Annotated in this window: 12 protein-coding genes, 1 pseudogene and 1 other annotated feature; all 13 genes and pseudogenes read right to left on the minus strand. The window is 49.1% G+C overall.

Annotated elements, in window-relative coordinates:
• Nucleotides 1-173 precede the first annotated feature (173 nt).
• Nucleotides 174-758 carry a DNA-3-methyladenine glycosylase gene (locus tag ASF99_RS10470; protein ID WP_055968695.1) on the minus strand — a complete coding sequence of 195 codons (585 nt, stop codon included), beginning with the start codon at nt 756-758 and terminating at the stop codon, nt 174-176.
• Between the two features lie 62 nt (nt 759-820).
• Complete coding sequence (gene aspS, locus ASF99_RS10475) at nt 821-2587, minus strand: aspartate--tRNA ligase (protein WP_023468924.1); 1767 nt, start codon at nt 2585-2587, stop codon at nt 821-823.
• On the minus strand, nt 2584-3864 hold the full coding sequence (gene hisS / locus ASF99_RS10480; protein ID WP_023468925.1) for a histidine--tRNA ligase: 1281 nt from the start codon (nt 3862-3864) through the stop codon (nt 2584-2586). The genes aspS and hisS overlap by 4 nt, the downstream gene beginning before the upstream one ends.
• A gap of 42 nt (nt 3865-3906) precedes the next feature.
• Nucleotides 3907-4128: a binding site (T-box leader), on the minus strand.
• Between the two features lie 45 nt (nt 4129-4173).
• Entirely contained in the window at nt 4174-4623 is a 450-nt protein-coding gene (gene dtd / locus ASF99_RS10485; RefSeq protein ID WP_035396647.1) for a D-aminoacyl-tRNA deacylase, read from the minus strand.
• A 14-nt stretch (nt 4624-4637) separates the two neighbouring features.
• Nucleotides 4638-6836: a RelA/SpoT family protein gene (locus ASF99_RS10490; protein WP_023468927.1), complete on the minus strand. Its 2199-nt coding sequence runs from the start codon at nt 6834-6836 to the stop codon at nt 4638-4640.
• Nucleotides 6837-6977: 141 nt separating this feature from the next.
• Nucleotides 6978-7496 (minus strand): adenine phosphoribosyltransferase, encoded by a 519-nt coding sequence (locus ASF99_RS10495; protein WP_023468928.1) that lies wholly within the window; start codon nt 7494-7496, stop codon nt 6978-6980.
• Nucleotides 7475-9784, minus strand: a complete 2310-nt coding sequence (gene recJ / locus ASF99_RS10500) for a single-stranded-DNA-specific exonuclease RecJ (protein WP_055968697.1) — start codon at nt 9782-9784, stop codon at nt 7475-7477. The genes ASF99_RS10495 and recJ overlap by 22 nt, the downstream gene beginning before the upstream one ends.
• A 72-nt stretch (nt 9785-9856) precedes the next feature.
• A pseudogene (gene secD / locus ASF99_RS17615) lies at nt 9857-12068 on the minus strand (protein translocase subunit SecD).
• 153 nt (nt 12069-12221) lie between these two features.
• Nucleotides 12222-12512 (minus strand): preprotein translocase subunit YajC, encoded by a 291-nt coding sequence (yajC, locus tag ASF99_RS10510; protein ID WP_029342244.1) that lies wholly within the window; start codon nt 12510-12512, stop codon nt 12222-12224.
• A 72-nt stretch (nt 12513-12584) separates the two neighbouring features.
• Nucleotides 12585-13730, minus strand: a complete 1146-nt coding sequence (gene tgt, locus ASF99_RS10515; RefSeq protein ID WP_029342245.1) for a tRNA guanosine(34) transglycosylase Tgt — start codon at nt 13728-13730, stop codon at nt 12585-12587.
• A complete protein-coding gene (gene queA, locus ASF99_RS10520; RefSeq protein ID WP_055968699.1) occupies nt 13730-14770 on the minus strand; it encodes a tRNA preQ1(34) S-adenosylmethionine ribosyltransferase-isomerase QueA in 1041 nt (346 codons plus the stop codon). The genes tgt and queA overlap by 1 nt, the downstream gene beginning before the upstream one ends.
• Before the next feature lie 4 nt (nt 14771-14774).
• Complete coding sequence (ruvB, locus tag ASF99_RS10525; protein WP_055968701.1) at nt 14775-15770, minus strand: Holliday junction branch migration DNA helicase RuvB; 996 nt, start codon at nt 15768-15770, stop codon at nt 14775-14777.
• A gap of 4 nt (nt 15771-15774) precedes the next feature.
• Entirely contained in the window at nt 15775-16368 is a 594-nt protein-coding gene (gene ruvA, locus ASF99_RS10530) for a Holliday junction branch migration protein RuvA (protein WP_023468936.1), read from the minus strand.
• Between the last annotated feature and the right edge of the window lie 61 nt (nt 16369-16429).

A 16429-nucleotide genomic window follows, 5' to 3' on the forward strand; every position in this document is an offset into this window, starting at 1 on the left:
CAGAGGAGTGAATGAATCAATGGCAGCAAAACGCGGTAAACTCAGAACATTAATGACGCTCGTAACGACGGTTGGTCCAATCGTCTATAAATTCTATAAAAAACAACAGTCGAAAAAATCAATCAACAACCCTAAATAAAAAATGGACGTCTCCTTATCGGAGCGTCCATTTTTTAACGTTTACTTACCCCTTCACTCGCCTCTACATAAAAACGCCATGGATAGGCTGTCGCTTCTCCTGCATTCGGAATACCGATCCGTGTCGTCTGGACGACCGCGTCGACCGAGTCAGCAACAAGTCGGAAACGGTCTTGATAAAGATCCTGTCCCGAATCAGCTGTCGTTAGACCGAATCCTTGGCACAGTTTCGCCGGTCCATTGACGAGATTGCGTCGTTGCGCCGCTGTCAACTTTGCGTAGGAACAACCAAAACGACGTTCCGCGACGAGATCGTGCCCACTAATGATTTCCGCACCTCGTAGCAATAATCCGTATCCTTCCCCTTCATGTCCACAAACGATATTCATGCAGTGATGCATCCCATATGTGAAATACACATAGAGATGCCCCGGTGGACCGAACATCGGTGCCGTCCGTTTCGTTGGTTTTCCGGAAAACGAATGCGCTGCTTGATCGTGAGGACCGAGATAGGCTTCGACCTCGACGATCCGCATCGTCACCTCATCGACTGTGATCTGTGTTCCTAAGAAGTCTGGACCGACTTCAACCGGAGACCGTTCAAAAAAGTGTCGTTCCATCCGTTCATCCTCCTTCATGAAACAAGCGAATCTCCCATACCGGAAGATTCGCTTGTCGTATCTTACGATTGTTTGACCGCTGTTCGAATCGAGAGATCGTTTAATTGTGCATCCGAGACTGGGCTTGGTGCTGCCGTCAACAGATCACTTGCTGATGCTGTTTTCGGGAAGGCAATCGTATCACGCAAGTTTGAACGTCCTGCGAGTAACATAACGAGACGGTCTAGACCAAGTGCGATCCCCGCATGTGGTGGTGTTCCGTATTCGAATGCTTCCATCAAGAAACCGAACTGCTCGTTTGCTTCTTCTTCTGTGAAGCCAAGCAACTTAAACATCCGCTCTTGGATATCCCGTTCGTAGATCCGTTGTGATCCACCGCCGAGCTCGTATCCGTTCAAGACGAGGTCGTACGCGACGGCGAGGACTTTTCCAGGATCCGTCTCGAGCAATTCGAGATCTTCACGACGTGGCATCGTGAACGGGTGGTGGTTCGCGTAGAAACGACCTTCTTCTTCTTCATACGTGACGAGTGGGAAGTCCGTCACCCAAAGGAAGTTGAAGACCGACTCATCGATCAAGTCCAGTTCCTTCGCTAATTTCTGACGGAGCGCACCTAAGCTGTCTGCTACGATCGATGCTTTTGCTGCGACGAACAACAATAAGTCGCCTGCTTCCGCACCTGTCGCCGCTGTCAGGCGAGCAGCTGCTTCTTCGTCGAAGAACTTCGCGATCGGACCGTTCAGTCCGTCCCCTGTCACTTTGACCCACGCGAGACCTTTTGCACCGTAAATCGCCGTGAATTCTTGTAACTTATCGATATCTTTCCGCGAGAAGCGCTCTGCTGCACCTTTGACGTTCAAGGCTTTAACTTCGCCACCAGCTTCTAGTGCCATGTCGAATACTTTGAATCCTGCCCCTTTGACGGCTTCCGCGACATCAATCAATTCGAGACCGAAGCGTGTATCCGGTTTATCCGAACCATACCGGCTCATCGCTTCCGCGTACGGCATCCGTGGGAACGGTGTCACGATATCTTTACCAAGCGTTTCCTTCATGACACGCGTCATCATCGATTCCATCATCGCATACAAGTCTTCGATGTCCATGAAGCTCGTCTCGATGTCGACTTGCGTGAATTCAGGTTGACGGTCTGCCCGTAAGTCTTCGTCACGGAAACAACGTGCAATTTGGAAGTACCGTTCAAAACCAGACACCATCAGCAATTGTTTGAACAATTGCGGTGATTGTGGCAAGGCATAGAACTCACCTGGGTGAACACGACTCGGAACGAGATAGTCACGTGCGCCTTCTGGTGTTGATTTCGTTAAGATTGGTGTCTCGACTTCCAAGAAGTCTTGCTCATCGAGGAAGTTCCGCATAATGTTCGATGCTTTCGAACGAAGACGGAATGTCTCTTGAAGCGACGGACGACGCAAGTCAAGATAACGATATTTAAGACGTAAATCTTCTGACGTCTGCTCTGCTTCTTCACTGATCGGGAATGGTGTCATCTTCGCTGCATTCAAGATGACGACTTCATCCGCGACGACCTCGACTTGCCCAGTCGGAATGTTCGGGTTCGGATTCTCACGTGCGATGACGTGTCCTTTGATATCGAGGACATACTCTGAACGAATTGATTCTGCAAGGCGGTGTGCCTGCTCGTTTTCCGGTTGGAAGACGATTTGGACGATACCACTCCGGTCGCGGAGATCAAGGAAGATCAATCCTCCTAAGTCACGTCGTTTTTGAACCCATCCTTTAAGTTGAACGTGTTGTCCGATGACTTCTTCTGTCACCTGACCGTTCATATGCGTGCGTCCGATCATTGTGCTTCCTCCTTTAATTTCGCGACGATCGTATCAGCGACTGCTGATAACGGAACGTCCGTCTGTTCCCCTGTAGCCATGTTCTTCAGCGCCGCTGCACCACGCTCGACTTCTTCATCCCCGAGGATGACCGTGTAGCGTGCTTTCAAGCGATCGGCTGCTTTGAATTGTCCTTTGAACTTCCGACCGAGATAATCCCGATCGGCGACAAGTCCTTCGAGACGCATCAATTGTAAGAGACGTGTTGCTGTCTTTTCGACTTCGTCACTGCCTTGCGCGACGATGAAGACATCGATTTGATCATCGACTGCCGGTAAGACGTTCTCATTCTCAAGCGCCATCAATAAACGCTCGATGCCGATTCCGAATCCGATTCCCGGTGTTGCCGGTCCACCGATTTGTTCGACGAGACCGTTGTATCGTCCACCACCACATAGTGTCGTGATTGCTCCGAAGCCTTCTGCTTCTGACATGATCTCGAACGCCGTGTGATTGTAATAATCGATTCCGCGAACGAGCGTTGGATCAACGACATACTCGATGCCGAGTGCATCTAAGTGAAGCAATACTTCGTCGAAGTAAGCTTTTGATGCCGGGTTTAAGTAATCGAGAATTGATGGTGCTGTTGCCATGCTCGGGTGATCGCGGTCGACCTTACAATCAAGGACACGAAGTGGATTCGTTTCGAGACGGTTCTGACAGTCCTGACATAACTCGTGAACGACCGGTTTGAAGTGATCGACAAGTGCTGCCCGGTGTGCGGCGCGACTTTCGTTATCCCCGAGTGTATTGATGACGAGCTTAAGGTGCTTCAATCCAAATGAACGGTAGATGCTCATCGCGAGACTGATGACTTCCGCATCGATCGCTGGTTGTTCACTGCCAAGTGCTTCGACTCCGTATTGGTGGAGCTGACGGAAACGACCTGCTTGCGGACGTTCATAACGGAACATCGGTCCAATGTAGAACAATTTCGTCGGTTGGTTTGGTGAACCGAACAGTTTGTTCGTCACGAATGAACGAACGACAGCAGCCGTTCCTTCTGGACGTAACGTCAACTGGTCTTTTCCGCGTTTCTCAAGCATGAACATTTCTTTTTGAACGATATCCGTCGTCTCACCAACGCCACGTTTGAAGAGTTCTGTCTCCTCAAAAATCGGCGTCCGGATTTCCTTATAGTTGTAACGCTTACTGATGTCACGTAATTGTTGCTCGATGTACTGCCAGCGTTCGACTGTTCCTGGAAGGACATCAAACGTACCGCGTGGTAATTTCATCTCAAATTCCTCCTTTTTTGAATACAAAAAAGTCCTCGTCCGCAAAGGGACGAGAACTTGAAGATCCCGTGGTACCACCCTGGTTGTCAAATCACATTTGACCACTCGGTGCAGTTAACGCCTGCGTACGACCTTCCCTACTATCGGTTCAGGAAGATACCTCGGAAGGGTCTTTCATCGAGTTCGTCTGTTCGCCCTTCCAGCCAAGGGGCGACTCTCTAAGCAGACGAGGTCTTGATTACTCCTCTTCGTCTTCGGTCGTATGAATCATTTGGTTACGTCTAATATTGCCTCGTCTCTCGGTTCCTGTCAAGCGTTTGCTTCTTTTTCAAGAATCAATGTCACCGGTCCATCATTGACGAGCGCGATATCCATCATCGCACCGAACTGACCTGTCTCGACTGTCAGTCCTTGCGCGCGAAGACGTTCATTGAACGCTTCATACAATTCGTTGGCAACATCCGGTTTCGCTGCTTCCGTAAACGCTGGGCGACGTCCTTTTTTGACATCACCATACAACGTGAACTGCGAGACGGATAGAATCTGACCGTCGACATCTTGCAACGAGCGGTTCATCCGTTCCTCTTCATCTTCAAACACGCGGAGTCCTGCGATTTTATCAGCTAACCAGTTCACCTGATCGATCGTGTCTTCGTGCGTGACACCGACAAGCAAGAGAAAACCTTGCTTGATTTGACCGATGACCTCCTGATCGACTGTGACACTTGCTTCTTTGACTCGTTGTAATACGACTCGCATGACTCATCCGCTCCTTACGTCATCATGACGCGATGCACAGCATACACGTCAGAGATTTGTTTGATCCGATCGACGACTTTTTGTAAATGGTTGACGTTGTTGATCGCGATCGTCATCGTGATTTTGGCTTGTTTACTGTCGTCGCCTTTCCCGCTGACGGCAACAATGTTCGTATTCGTCGCAGATACCGACTGCAGGACATCGTTCAATAATCCAGCCCGGTCGAATCCAGAAATTTCGATTTCGACGTTATAACTCTTAACGGCTTTGCCTTCGTGTTCCCACTCGACTTCGAGCAAGCGTTCTGGATTTTGTTCATGAATGACATTCAAACAATCCGTCCGGTGAATCGAGACACCCCGTCCACGTGTGATATACCCGACGATATCGTCCCCTGGTACTGGATTACAACAACGACTCATGCGAACGAGCATGTTATCGATTCCTTTGACACGAACGCCTTCTGGATTTTCCTTCTTCGGACGATCAAACGTCTTCATCTCACTGATGGCTTCGTTCAGTTCAAGATTTTTGGACTCTTTGTCTTTGCGTAACTTTTCCGTCAATTTATGCGCGACTTGGGCAGCGGTCAGACCATGATACCCAACAGCAGCATACATGTCTTCTTCTTGCGCGAAGTTGAACTTCCGCGTCACGTCTTCGAGCGTCTTTTCATTGATGACTTCCTTCGGCTCGAATCCAAGTTTCTTGACTTCCGCTTCGATCAGTTCCCGTCCTTTAGAGACGTTCTCTTCGCGTTGCTGACGTTTGAACCATTGACGGATCTTGTTCTTCGCCTGACTCGACACACAAATCTTGAGCCAGTCCTTACTTGGACCATAACTGTGTTTTGATGTGACGATTTCAATGATGTCGCCTGTCTTCAGCTTATAATCAATCGGTACCATCCGTCCGTTGACTTTCGCTCCGATCGTTCGGTGACCGATCTCTGTATGAATCCGGTAGGCATAATCAATCGGAACAGAGCCTTTCGGCAATTCGATGACGTCGCCTTTTGGTGTAAAGACGTACAACATGTCACTAAAGAAATCGACTTTGACCGATTCCATGAATTCTTCAGCATCCGCCGTATCCTTCTGTAACTCAAGAATTTCACGGAAATGGGCAATCTTATCCTCAAAGCCTGATTTCGCTTCCTGTTCCTTGCCTTCTTTATACGCCCAGTGAGCGGCAATCCCGTACTCGGCAATAAAGTGCATGTCCCGTGTCCGAATTTGGACCTCGAGCGGCTCGCCTTTCGGTCCGATGACCGTCGTATGCAGCGATTGATACATGTTCGGCTTCGGCATCGCGATATAATCCTTGAAACGTCCCGGCATCGGTTTATATTGCGTATGAATGATTCCGAGAACAGCGTAACAGTCCTTGATTGAATCGACGATGATGCGCACAGCCATCAAGTCATAAATTTCGCTGAACTCTTTTTTCGAGTTTTGCATCTTGTTATAAATGGAATAGATATGCTTCGGACGTCCATCGACTTCCGCTGCGATTTGTACATCATCGAGTACTTCGTTGACCTCTTCAATGACCGAACTGACTAGCGCTTCGCGTTCCGTCCGTTTTTGTTTCATCATTGAGACAATCCGGTAGTACTGTTGTGGATTGATATAACGCAAACTGATGTCTTCGAGTTCCCACTTGATCGTCGAGATCCCGAGACGATGCGCAAGCGGTGCAAAGATTTCGAGCGTCTCTTCTGCCTTTTGCACCTGCTTTTCCTTGACCATATGTTGCAACGTTCGCATGTTATGCAGACGGTCAGCCAGTTTGATCAAGATGACGCGAATGTCTTCTGCCATCGCGATGAACATCTTCCGGTGGTTCTCAGCCAATTCTTCGCGTTTCGATTTATATTTGATTTTCCCGAGTTTCGTGACGCCGTCAACGAGCATCGCGACGTCGGGTCCGAATCGTTCCGTTAATTCTTCGAGTGTAATGTCCGTATCTTCGACGACATCATGAAGAAGCGCAGCGACGATCGTCGTTGCATCCAAACCAATATCGACTAAGATACCGGCAACTTGTACCGGATGAATGATGTAGGGTTCCCCAGAACGGCGGAATTGCCCATCATGTTCGTCTTTCGCGAATTGGTAAGCCCGTTCGATGTCTTTGACTTCAGCTTGCGTCATGTATTCCGCACATCGAGCGAGAAGGTCTTCTACATTTACGATTTGTTTGTTTGTCATCCCTTTTCCTCACCCAGTCCCCGGGATCGTCTGCAACGGAATCCCTAATATATAGTTCTTATTATCGTGAAATCTTGAGAAGATGTCAAAATAAAAAGAAATACCCCCTTGGTCACCATGTACCAAGAGAGTATATATGCTTTAGTCTTCGTAACGAATCAATGAAAGAACGTCGTATCCTTCGAGTTTCTCACGTCCACCAAGACCATCGAGTTCAATCAAGAATCCGATTCCGGCAACCGTTCCGCCTAATTTTTCAATCATTTGGATCGTCGCTTCGATCGTACCACCTGTCGCAAGCAAGTCGTCAAGGATGACGACGCGTTGTCCTGGTTGAATCGCATCTTCATGCATCGTCAAGACGTCTTTTCCGTACTCAAGACCATACTCGACACGGACTGTCTCACGTGGTAATTTTCCTTCTTTACGGACAGGTACGAATCCGATTTCCATCGCGTAAGCGGCTGGGCAACCAACTACGAATCCACGTGCTTCCGGACCCGCGATGACATCAGCACCTTTACTGCGTGCATATTCGACAAGTGCATCAACCGATTGTTTGTATACTGGTCCGTTCTGCATGAGTGATGTGATGTCTTTGAAACTGATTCCTTCTTTCGGCCAGTTTTCGACCTCTTTTATATGCTGTTTGAACTCCATGTCTTTTCCTCCTGCTTCGCCGCTTCTACCAAAGTATCAAAACGCTCTTTCAACTGAGCGAGTGACGAATAAATGTATTGTTGCTCGAGCTCTTGACGCGCTTCATGACGCTGGTACGTCGGAGCTTCCGTCAGATCTCGTTTTGCAGCATTTGGGTTTACACCCGGCAGCCCGTCCTCCATTGTAACAAGAAAATCAAGTTCCGAGAATACCGAATGCATAAAGTTAATCGATCGTTTCGTCCATTTTCGCGATTTCGACAAACGTACGAGACCAATTCGGAGCTCGTCGCGTGGACATTTCGCGAAATACTGGAAGTAATGCTTGAAGTCCTCGCGCGATGGAATCGTCTCAAAATAATAGCCCTCGTCCTTAAAGGCACAATAAATCCGCTCTGCCTGTTGGACGTATGGATGAAACGCAACTTCTTCTTCCGGTAGATCGAGGAAGACGATGTTTTGACGAATCGGTCCGTTCAACGGACGTTCCGCGTACTTCTCCTTCACCTCATCAGTAAAGGCAACGAATGTCGTCGTCTCATGCGGTAAGGCGAATAGTTCGCTCAGCGGTCGCTTACCGCCACGGTAATCGAATACTTGAACATCTTCGACAGCGACGTCTTGAATCATCAATTGTGGTTTACGGAAGCCATTCCACTCGTTGATGTTCAGACTGCCCATCAAGTGAATCTCGGATAAGGTCGAGACTTCATCGACAAGGTCGCCGAAGCCAAAACCGATCGCATCGAGTTCCTTCCCATCGCCTGATAGTAGTGCTTTGACATGCGTCAAATCGCGACCGATCCGTTTCATGTCACGGATCTTCGCCTGCTCGATGACGATTCGTGGCGCAGGATTTCCCATCCCGAACGGCGCGAGTCGCTGAATATCTTCAATCAACTGGATTGAGACATCACTGACCTGTAGACGTAGATCGACATCAATTGTCGCGATGAAGGCATCGTCTGGCAATGTACTTGCTTGTTCATTCAAACGTTGACGTAACGTCTCGACGTCATCGGAAGAGAGCGTCATACCGGCAGCAGCGGGATGTCCACCGAAATGCGGCAAGATGTCTTCACATTTCGTGAGTTCAGCGAATAAATCAAAGGCTGGAATCGATCGTCCAGAACCCTTCGCTGTTCCTTTTTCAGCATCATGACACAGCATGATGACGGGACGATGGTATTTTTCAACGAGTCGCGAGGCGACGATCCCGACGACACCTGGATTCCAATCTGCCGCATCGACGACGAGTACGCGGTCATCTTTAAAACGTTCTTCGACAAGCGCCGTTGCTTCCTCCGCAATCTGCTTGACGATATCTTGACGTTGTTTATTTTGTTGGTCGAGTTGTTTCGCGAGATGAAGTGCCTCATCTTTGCTTTCCGCTAGTAACATCTCAAGCGCTGGCATCGCCGAATCAAGACGACCTGCCGCATTGATCCGCGGACCGAATGCAAATCCGACTGATTCTTCCGTCAGTTCGTCTTCCGTCAAACTACAAACGTCCCGTAACGCTAGGATACCCGGACGTTCACTCGCATTCAGCGCCTCGATGCCGCGGATCGCAAGCAACCTGTTCTCTCCGACGAGCGGCACAAGATCGGCAATCGTTCCGAGCACGGCAAGATCGAGTAACTCGACGGGTTCACGGTCAAGGAGTGCATGTGCGACTTTAAAGGCAACACCTGCCCCAGCAAGCTTCGAGAACGGATAGTCTGGATCGACACCTGGGTGAATTAAGGCAAAGGCATCAGGTAACGTTTCTTTTGCTTCGTGGTGATCGGTGATGATTAAATCGACCCCGAGTTCCTTTAGGACATCGGCTTCATGAATGCCGGAAATCCCACAGTCGACCGTGATAACGAGGCTGAACCCTTCTTCTGCAGCCCAGCGAAACGCGGCTTCGTTTGGTCCATAGCCTTCCGTGAAACGGTTCGGGATATAACACTCTGCCATTCCTCCGATTTCAATCAAGGCATGCCAGAGAATCGCAGCGGAACTCACGCCGTCGACATCATAATCACCGTAAATCAAAATCATCTCGCCCTCGTCGACGGCACGTTGAATCCGTTCGACGACTTTTGGCATGTCTTTGAAAGCAAATGGATCATGAAATGCCATTTGATCGGTCTCTAAAAAATCACGGGCAGCTTCACGAGTCGTGAATCCCCGTTGGACAAGTAGTTGTGCGACGTGCGGTGAGATTGTGCCATCCGCCGTCAATTGTTCGATTTGTTCTGAATCGATGACTTTATCAAGCCATGTTTTTTTAGCATGGTACATCTCAAACCCTCCAATCAACTTCCCCATTATAATTGAAAATCCGCACCAGCGATAGCTGATGCGGATACTCTTTTAAGAAGCGCGTTTTGTACGACCAAGTGTCCGACCCTTCATGACGAGCCAGAGTTGCGCGGCGATGAAGATCGAAGAATACATCCCCATGATCAACCCGACAAGCAGGGCGAGACTGAATCCACGGATTGCTTCGCTACCGAAGATGTAGAGCGCTGCTGCTGTCATGACGACCGTGACGACGGTATTGATCGAGCGGATGATCGTCTGTTGGATTGATTCATTGACGATATGCGCCAATTCATCAAACGAGACTTTCCGACCACCTTTTTCAGCGAGTCCGAGATTTTCTCGTACCCTGTCGAACGTAACGATCGTATCGTTGACGGAATACCCGATGATCGTCAGGATTGCTGCGATGAAGTACAAGTTGACTTCGATCTGGAACAGCGAGAAGAATGCCACGATCATCAACGCATCATGTAGCAATGCGAGTACTGTCGCAATTCCGTATAACGGTTGGAATCGGAACGAGACGTAGATGACGATCCCGAGTGACGCGAGCAAGACGGCATAAATCGCGTTACGCGCGATTTCTTGACCAACTTGTGCGGAAACCGTCGAGATGCTCGGTTCCTTATCATACTGCGCTTCAATCGTTTGTTTCATTTCAGAAATTTGATCCTGACTAAATTCACCAACGAACGTGACGTTCGCTAACTTTCCGCCTTGCGCGAATTGAATACCATCGATTTCTTCCGCATCAATCCCGGCATCTTCAATGACAGAGCGGACGTCCGCTTCCTTGATTTGATTCTCAGAAGAAATCTCGACACGCGTTCCTTGCGTGAAGTCGATCCCGAGGTTCAGACCACGGAACGACAACAAGAGGACCGACACGATGACAAGCGCAATCGTGATTGCGAAATAGATTTTGCGATGTTTGACGTAATCGAATTTCGTAGGATTAAAGCTCACGGATTTCACTCTCCTTTACACCGAACCATGATTTCTTCTTATCGAACCATCGGCTACTGACAAGGAGCTGCATCAGGTAACGTGAGACAAAGACGTTCGTGACGAACGTGACGGCGATCGAAACCATCAACATGATGGCGAATCCTTTGACCGTACTTGTACCAAAGTAGTACAACACACCAGCAGAGATTAACGTAGTCAAGTTGGCATCAAGAATCGTACCGAACGAACGACGGTTACCGGCTTTAAATGCGGACAAGACGGATTTACCACTTCGTAATTCATCCTTGATCCGCTCAGCAGTGATGATGTTCGCATCGACCGCCATCCCGACTCCAAGAACGAGTGCCGCAATCCCCGGTAACGTGAGGACAGCATTGATCCCGTTAAAGAAGATCATGACAAGATAGATGTAGAACAGTAACGTGATGATCGAAACGAATCCAGAGATTCGGTAGAACAGTAGCATGAACAAGAAGACCGCCGCGACACCGATCGCTGACGCAAACAATGTTTGATCAAGTGCATCCTGTCCAAAAGCAGCAGAGACCGACGTCGAGTAGATTTCCTCGAGTTTGACCGGTAATGCGCCGGCGTTTAGGATTGACGATAATTGTTTCCCGTATGCGGCATCGATATCGCCACCAGAAATGATCGCTTTATCTGAGTTGATTGGTTCTTGAACAGATGCATCTGATACGATCTTTGAATTTGCTTTTTGAATTTCTTTTTCGTACGAATCACCTTTCTCGTAATCGAGCCAGATGACGAGACGATTCGCAGGTGGTTGCATTTGTGAAATCTTTTGAGTCACATCATAGAACTTTTGTTTTGATTTAAGTGAAAGTTCTACAAGCGGTTGGTTCGTTTGTGGATCGTATCCGACTTTTGCGCCTTTGGCTTTTAAATCCGATCCATCCAGTAACAACTTATTGTTGATGTCACGGAATGATAATTGTGCTGTCGAAGAGAGGATTTGACGCGCTTCCGTCTGATCCTTGACGCCAGCAAGCTGAACGCGAATCCGGTTATCGCCTTCGATCCGGATGTCTGGTTCAGAGACACCGAGGACGTTGACACGGTTCTCGATTGCCGTCAGCGTCGCACTCATCGCATTTTGATCGATGACGTCTCCTTCTTTCAGCGGTTGTACTTCATACAAGACTTCGAAGCCACCCTTAAGGTCAAGGCCAAGCTTCGTATCCTTCAACAACCATGACGATGTCGTACCAATCAGTACGAGCAACGCGATGACGACGATGAAGAATGTGGCAAGTTTCCCTTTCTTGATCATGCTACATTGTCCTTTCTCTAGTTCCCAGTATATTTTCAGACAACTTTGTTCTCCTATCCTAGCTTACAAAAGAAATGGTAATCTTAGCAAACGTTTTTCTCATATATAAACAGAAAAGACGCTCCGGAATCCGGAAAGCGCCTTTTCAATGCCTTATTCGACAGTTTCGTCGTCCATGACAGTCGTTGATTTTTTCGTCACTTCTGCGACAGCACTCCGGTTGAATGTCAATTGTGCATTACCTGACTTCAATGTCACCGTCATGTCGTCAACTTTTTGGACAACCCCGTGAAGACCACCGATCGTAACGATCGAGTCGCCGCGTGAGAGTTCATTTTGCATCTGACGCACTTGCTTCTGGCGTTTGTTCTGTGGACGGATCAACAAGAAATAGAACACCACGAAGATCAAGATCATCGGGAGGAATGTGATTAAGCCTTCCATCTGATTCAGCTCCTTTTATCATTCAAATCACGTTCATTATACCGTGAAAGAATTGATTTGTCAGACGATTTGTTAGAAATTCTTTGCATTCGGTAAATTGTAACCGTATTCTTCGAAGAATTCTTCCTTGAAATCGAGCAGACGATCCTCACGAATCGCTTGGCGAACGCCTTCCATCAACTTGACGAGGAAGTGAAGATTGTGTGTCGAACAGAGATGCAGACCGAACGTTTCTTGCGCCCGGATCAAGTGATGGATGTACGAACGCGAGTAATTCTTACACGCGTAGCAATCACATTTCTCATCGAGCGGACGGAAATCACGTGCATATTTCGCGTTCCGGACGACGAGACGTCCTTGTGATGTCATCAATGTGCCGTTTCGTGCGATCCGTGTCGGTAAGACACAGTCGAACATATCGATTCCGCGGATCGCACCCTCGATCAATGCGTCCGGTGAACCGACGCCCATCAAATAACGTGGTTTGTCTTCCGGCATGAGTGGTGTCGTGAATTCGAGCGCACGGTACATGACGTCTTTTGGCTCTCCGACCGAAAGACCACCGACCGCATAACCCGGGAAATCAAGGGCAACGAGGTCTTTTGCACTTTGGCGACGTAAGTCTTCGTATTCTCCGCCTTGGATGATACCGAACAGTGCTTGATCGTGTGGACGTTCGTGCGCAGCAAGACAACGTTCCGCCCAGCGGCTCGTCCGTTCGACAGATGCTTTCATGTACTCGTGAGAAGCTGGGTACGGTGGGCACTCGTCAAACGCCATCATGATATCTGAACCGAGTGCATTTTGAATTTCCATCGCTTTTTCCGGTGATAAGAACAATTTGTCCCCGTTCAAGTGGTTACGGAAATGAACACCCTCCTCAGAAATGTTCCGAAGATCAGCAAGTGAGAAGACTTGGAAGCCACCTGAATCCGTGAGAATCGCGCCATCCCAGTTCATGAATTTATGCAGACCGCCCGCTTCCTTGATGACATCATGTCCTGGACGCACCCAGAGGTGGTACGTGTTCGCGAGGATGATGTTCGCGTTCATGTCCTTGATTTGTTCCGGTGCCATCGTCTTGACCGTCGCTTGCGTTCCGACCGGCATGAAAACTGGTGTCTCGAAACTACCGTGCGGCGTGTGGACGATTCCTAACCGCGCTCCGGATTGTTTACATGTTTTGATATGTTCATATGTTACCGCGTGTTTTGTCATTAGTTTCGTTCCTCTCTCGTTAAGAACATCGCATCACCGAAGCTAAAGAAGCGATAGCCGTTTGCGACTGCTTCTTCGTAGGCATGCAGAATGTGTTCCCGTGTCGATAACGCGGACACGAGCATGATCAATGTTGATTTCGGTAAGTGGAAGTTCGTGATCAGACCATCAATCCCTTTGACTTCCTGACCCGGGAAGATGAAGATGTCCGTCCAGCCCGTTGCTTCGACGAAGTCGCCATGGTCGCGAATGACCGTCTCAAGCGTTCGTGTCGACGTCGTTCCGACCGCGATGATCCGTCCGCCTTGTTTCCGTGTTTCGCGTAGCAAAGCAGCTGAACTTTCCGGCAGTTCGTAGTACTCACTGTGCATCTTGTGACTATCGACGTCGTCGACCGAGACAGGACGGAATGTGCCAAGTCCTACGTGTAGCGTCAACGGTGCGATCCGGACGCCTTTCGCTTTAAGCGCTTCAAGCAATTCCGGTGTGAAGTGAAGACCGGCCGTCGGTGCTGCCGCACTTCCGCGTTCCCGAGCATACACCGTCTGGTAACGATCTTGATCCTCGAGTTGTTCATGAATGTACGGTGGCAGTGGCATCGTTCCGAGTTGGTCGAGCACTTCATAAAAAATGCCGTCATAGAAAAACTTAAGGATGCGTCCTCCGTCTTCAAGTGCTTCGACACACTCAGCACGGAGTAATCCGTCACCAAACGACAAAATCGTTCCTTGTTTGACGCGTTTTGCCGGTTTCGCCAGTGTTTCCCACACATCGTCACTCGTCTGCTTCAAGAGTAACAATTCGATTTTCCCACCCGTCTCTTCCTTCACACCAAAGAGACGTGCTGGTAAAACTTTCGTATCGTTGATGACGAGTGTATCACCTTCCCGGAAGTGGTCGACGATATCATGGAAGTGCTGATGCTGAATCGCACCCGTCTCCCGATCGAGAACCATCAGTTTCGAACTCGTCCGGTCGAGCAATGGCACTTGGGCAATTTGTTCTTCTGGTAAATGAAAATCAAATAAGTTTACATCCATTGGTTCAATTTCCTTCTTTCAGTCCTAAATGTTGGCGGGCGAACGGTGTTAAGACACGTCCGCGCGGAGTACGTTGTAAAAAGCCTTGTTGCAGTAAATATGGTTCATATACATCCTCAATCGTCTGCGCATCTTCCCCGATCGTCGCTGCAATCGTCTCAAGACCGACCGGACCACCGGCAAACCGTTCTGCAAGCGATCGTAGTAAACGATGGTCGACATCATCGAGCCCTAGCGCATCGACATGCAAGCGATCAAGCGCACTCGTTGCGAGCGTCGCATCGATGTCAGTTTGATGCGCGACTTGCGCAAAATCACGAACACGCCGTAACAACCGGTTCGCGACACGTGGTGTTCCACGTGAACGAAGCGCGATGGCTTCTGCTGCCAGACGATCCGCTTCGAATCCGAACAATCGTGACGTCCGGGTTACGATGGCAGACAACTCTGACATCGTATAATATTCAAGCTTCAGCGTCACGCCAAAACGATCACGGAGCGGTGCCGATAACATCCCGGCACGCGTCGTTGCACCAACGAGCGTAAACGGTGGTAAATCAATTCGGACGCTGCGGGCGAGTTCACCTTGACCGATGACGATATCGAGACAATAATCCTCCATTGCCGGATACAGAATCTCTTCGATCGATCGACTCAATCGATGAATCTCGTCGATGAACAGGACATCGCCCGGTTCAAGCGATGATAGGATCGCCGCTAGATCACCCGGTCGTTCAATTGCAGGACCGGCTGTCGTCTTGATGCCGACCCCCATCTCGTTTGCAATGATCGTCGCAAGCGTCGTCTTCCCAAGACCCGGAGGACCGTAGAGAAGCACGTGATCGAGTGTTTCCTGACGAATTTTTGCCGCCTCGATGAAGACACTTAAGTTTCCTTTTGCTTTCTCCTGCCCGATGTATTGCTCGAGCGTCTGAGGACGCAGACTCCACTCTTCTTGATCTTCCGCATGGGCGGATTCTGACAAAATGCGCTCTTCCATGTCCTCACCTCACATTCAATAACAACTGGAGTGCCCGTTTGACATATTGATCCGTCGACAGGACTTCTGCCTGCAACGCTTTTTTGACTTTCTCGACTTCTCGGTCACTGTAACCAAGCGCCGTCAAGGCTTCACAAGCTTCATTCAGCTCAGCATTGCCTTGCGCGAACAAGCCTTCGCTCGGTACGTAATCCGGTGCGAGCTCGGCTAACTTTCCTTTTAGGTCGAGCGTCATTTGCTTCGCTGTTTTCTTGCCGACCCCCGGGAACTTGACGAGATAACTTTCCTTCTCTTGTTCAATTGCTTCAACGAGCGCATCGACATTCCCTGATGCGACGATCGCGAGCGCTCCCTTCGGTCCAATTCCTGTGACACCGAGCAACTTCGTGAACAAGGCACGCTCACGACGGGAACGGAATCCAAATAAAACTTCTTGGTCCTCACGGACATAATGATACGTATATACGATGATCTGTTCGTCTCCGGTCCGATAAAAAAACGGGTTCGGTGCTACGATCTTGTAGCCAATCCCGCCAACTTCTACCGTCACGAATTCCGCACAGACATAAGCGACTTCGCCGCGTACGAATTCTATCAATGTGGAACGCTCCCATCCTTAAACAAACTCTCGTGTTATTGTAGCATACATCTTCGTTTGG

Source organism: Exiguobacterium sp. Leaf187, assembly GCF_001423925.1.
GTDB lineage: Bacteria > Bacillota > Bacilli > Exiguobacteriales > Exiguobacteriaceae > Exiguobacterium_A > Exiguobacterium_A indicum.

Bases quoted from the DNA above. Each gene is read 5' to 3' on its own strand.
- ASF99_RS10470 (WP_055968695.1), bottom strand. From the start codon at position 758: ATGGAACGACACTTTTTTGAACGGTCTCCGGTTGAAGTCGGTCCAGAC.
- aspS (WP_023468924.1), bottom strand. From the start codon at position 2,587: ATGATCGGACGCACGCATATGAACGGTCAGGTGACAGAAGAAGTCATC.
- hisS (WP_023468925.1), bottom strand. From the start codon at position 3,864: ATGAAATTACCACGCGGTACGTTTGATGTCCTTCCAGGAACAGTCGAA.
- dtd (WP_035396647.1), bottom strand. From the start codon at position 4,623: ATGCGAGTCGTATTACAACGAGTCAAAGAAGCAAGTGTCACAGTCGAT.
- ASF99_RS10490 (WP_023468927.1), bottom strand. From the start codon at position 6,836: ATGACAAACAAACAAATCGTAAATGTAGAAGACCTTCTCGCTCGATGT.
- ASF99_RS10495 (WP_023468928.1), bottom strand. From the start codon at position 7,496: ATGGAGTTCAAACAGCATATAAAAGAGGTCGAAAACTGGCCGAAAGAA.
- recJ (WP_055968697.1), bottom strand. From the start codon at position 9,784: ATGTACCATGCTAAAAAAACATGGCTTGATAAAGTCATCGATTCAGAA.
- yajC (WP_029342244.1), bottom strand. From the start codon at position 12,512: ATGGAAGGCTTAATCACATTCCTCCCGATGATCTTGATCTTCGTGGTG.
- tgt (WP_029342245.1), bottom strand. From the start codon at position 13,730: ATGACAAAACACGCGGTAACATATGAACATATCAAAACATGTAAACAA.
- queA (WP_055968699.1), bottom strand. From the start codon at position 14,770: ATGGATGTAAACTTATTTGATTTTCATTTACCAGAAGAACAAATTGCC.
- ruvB (WP_055968701.1), bottom strand. From the start codon at position 15,770: ATGGAAGAGCGCATTTTGTCAGAATCCGCCCATGCGGAAGATCAAGAA.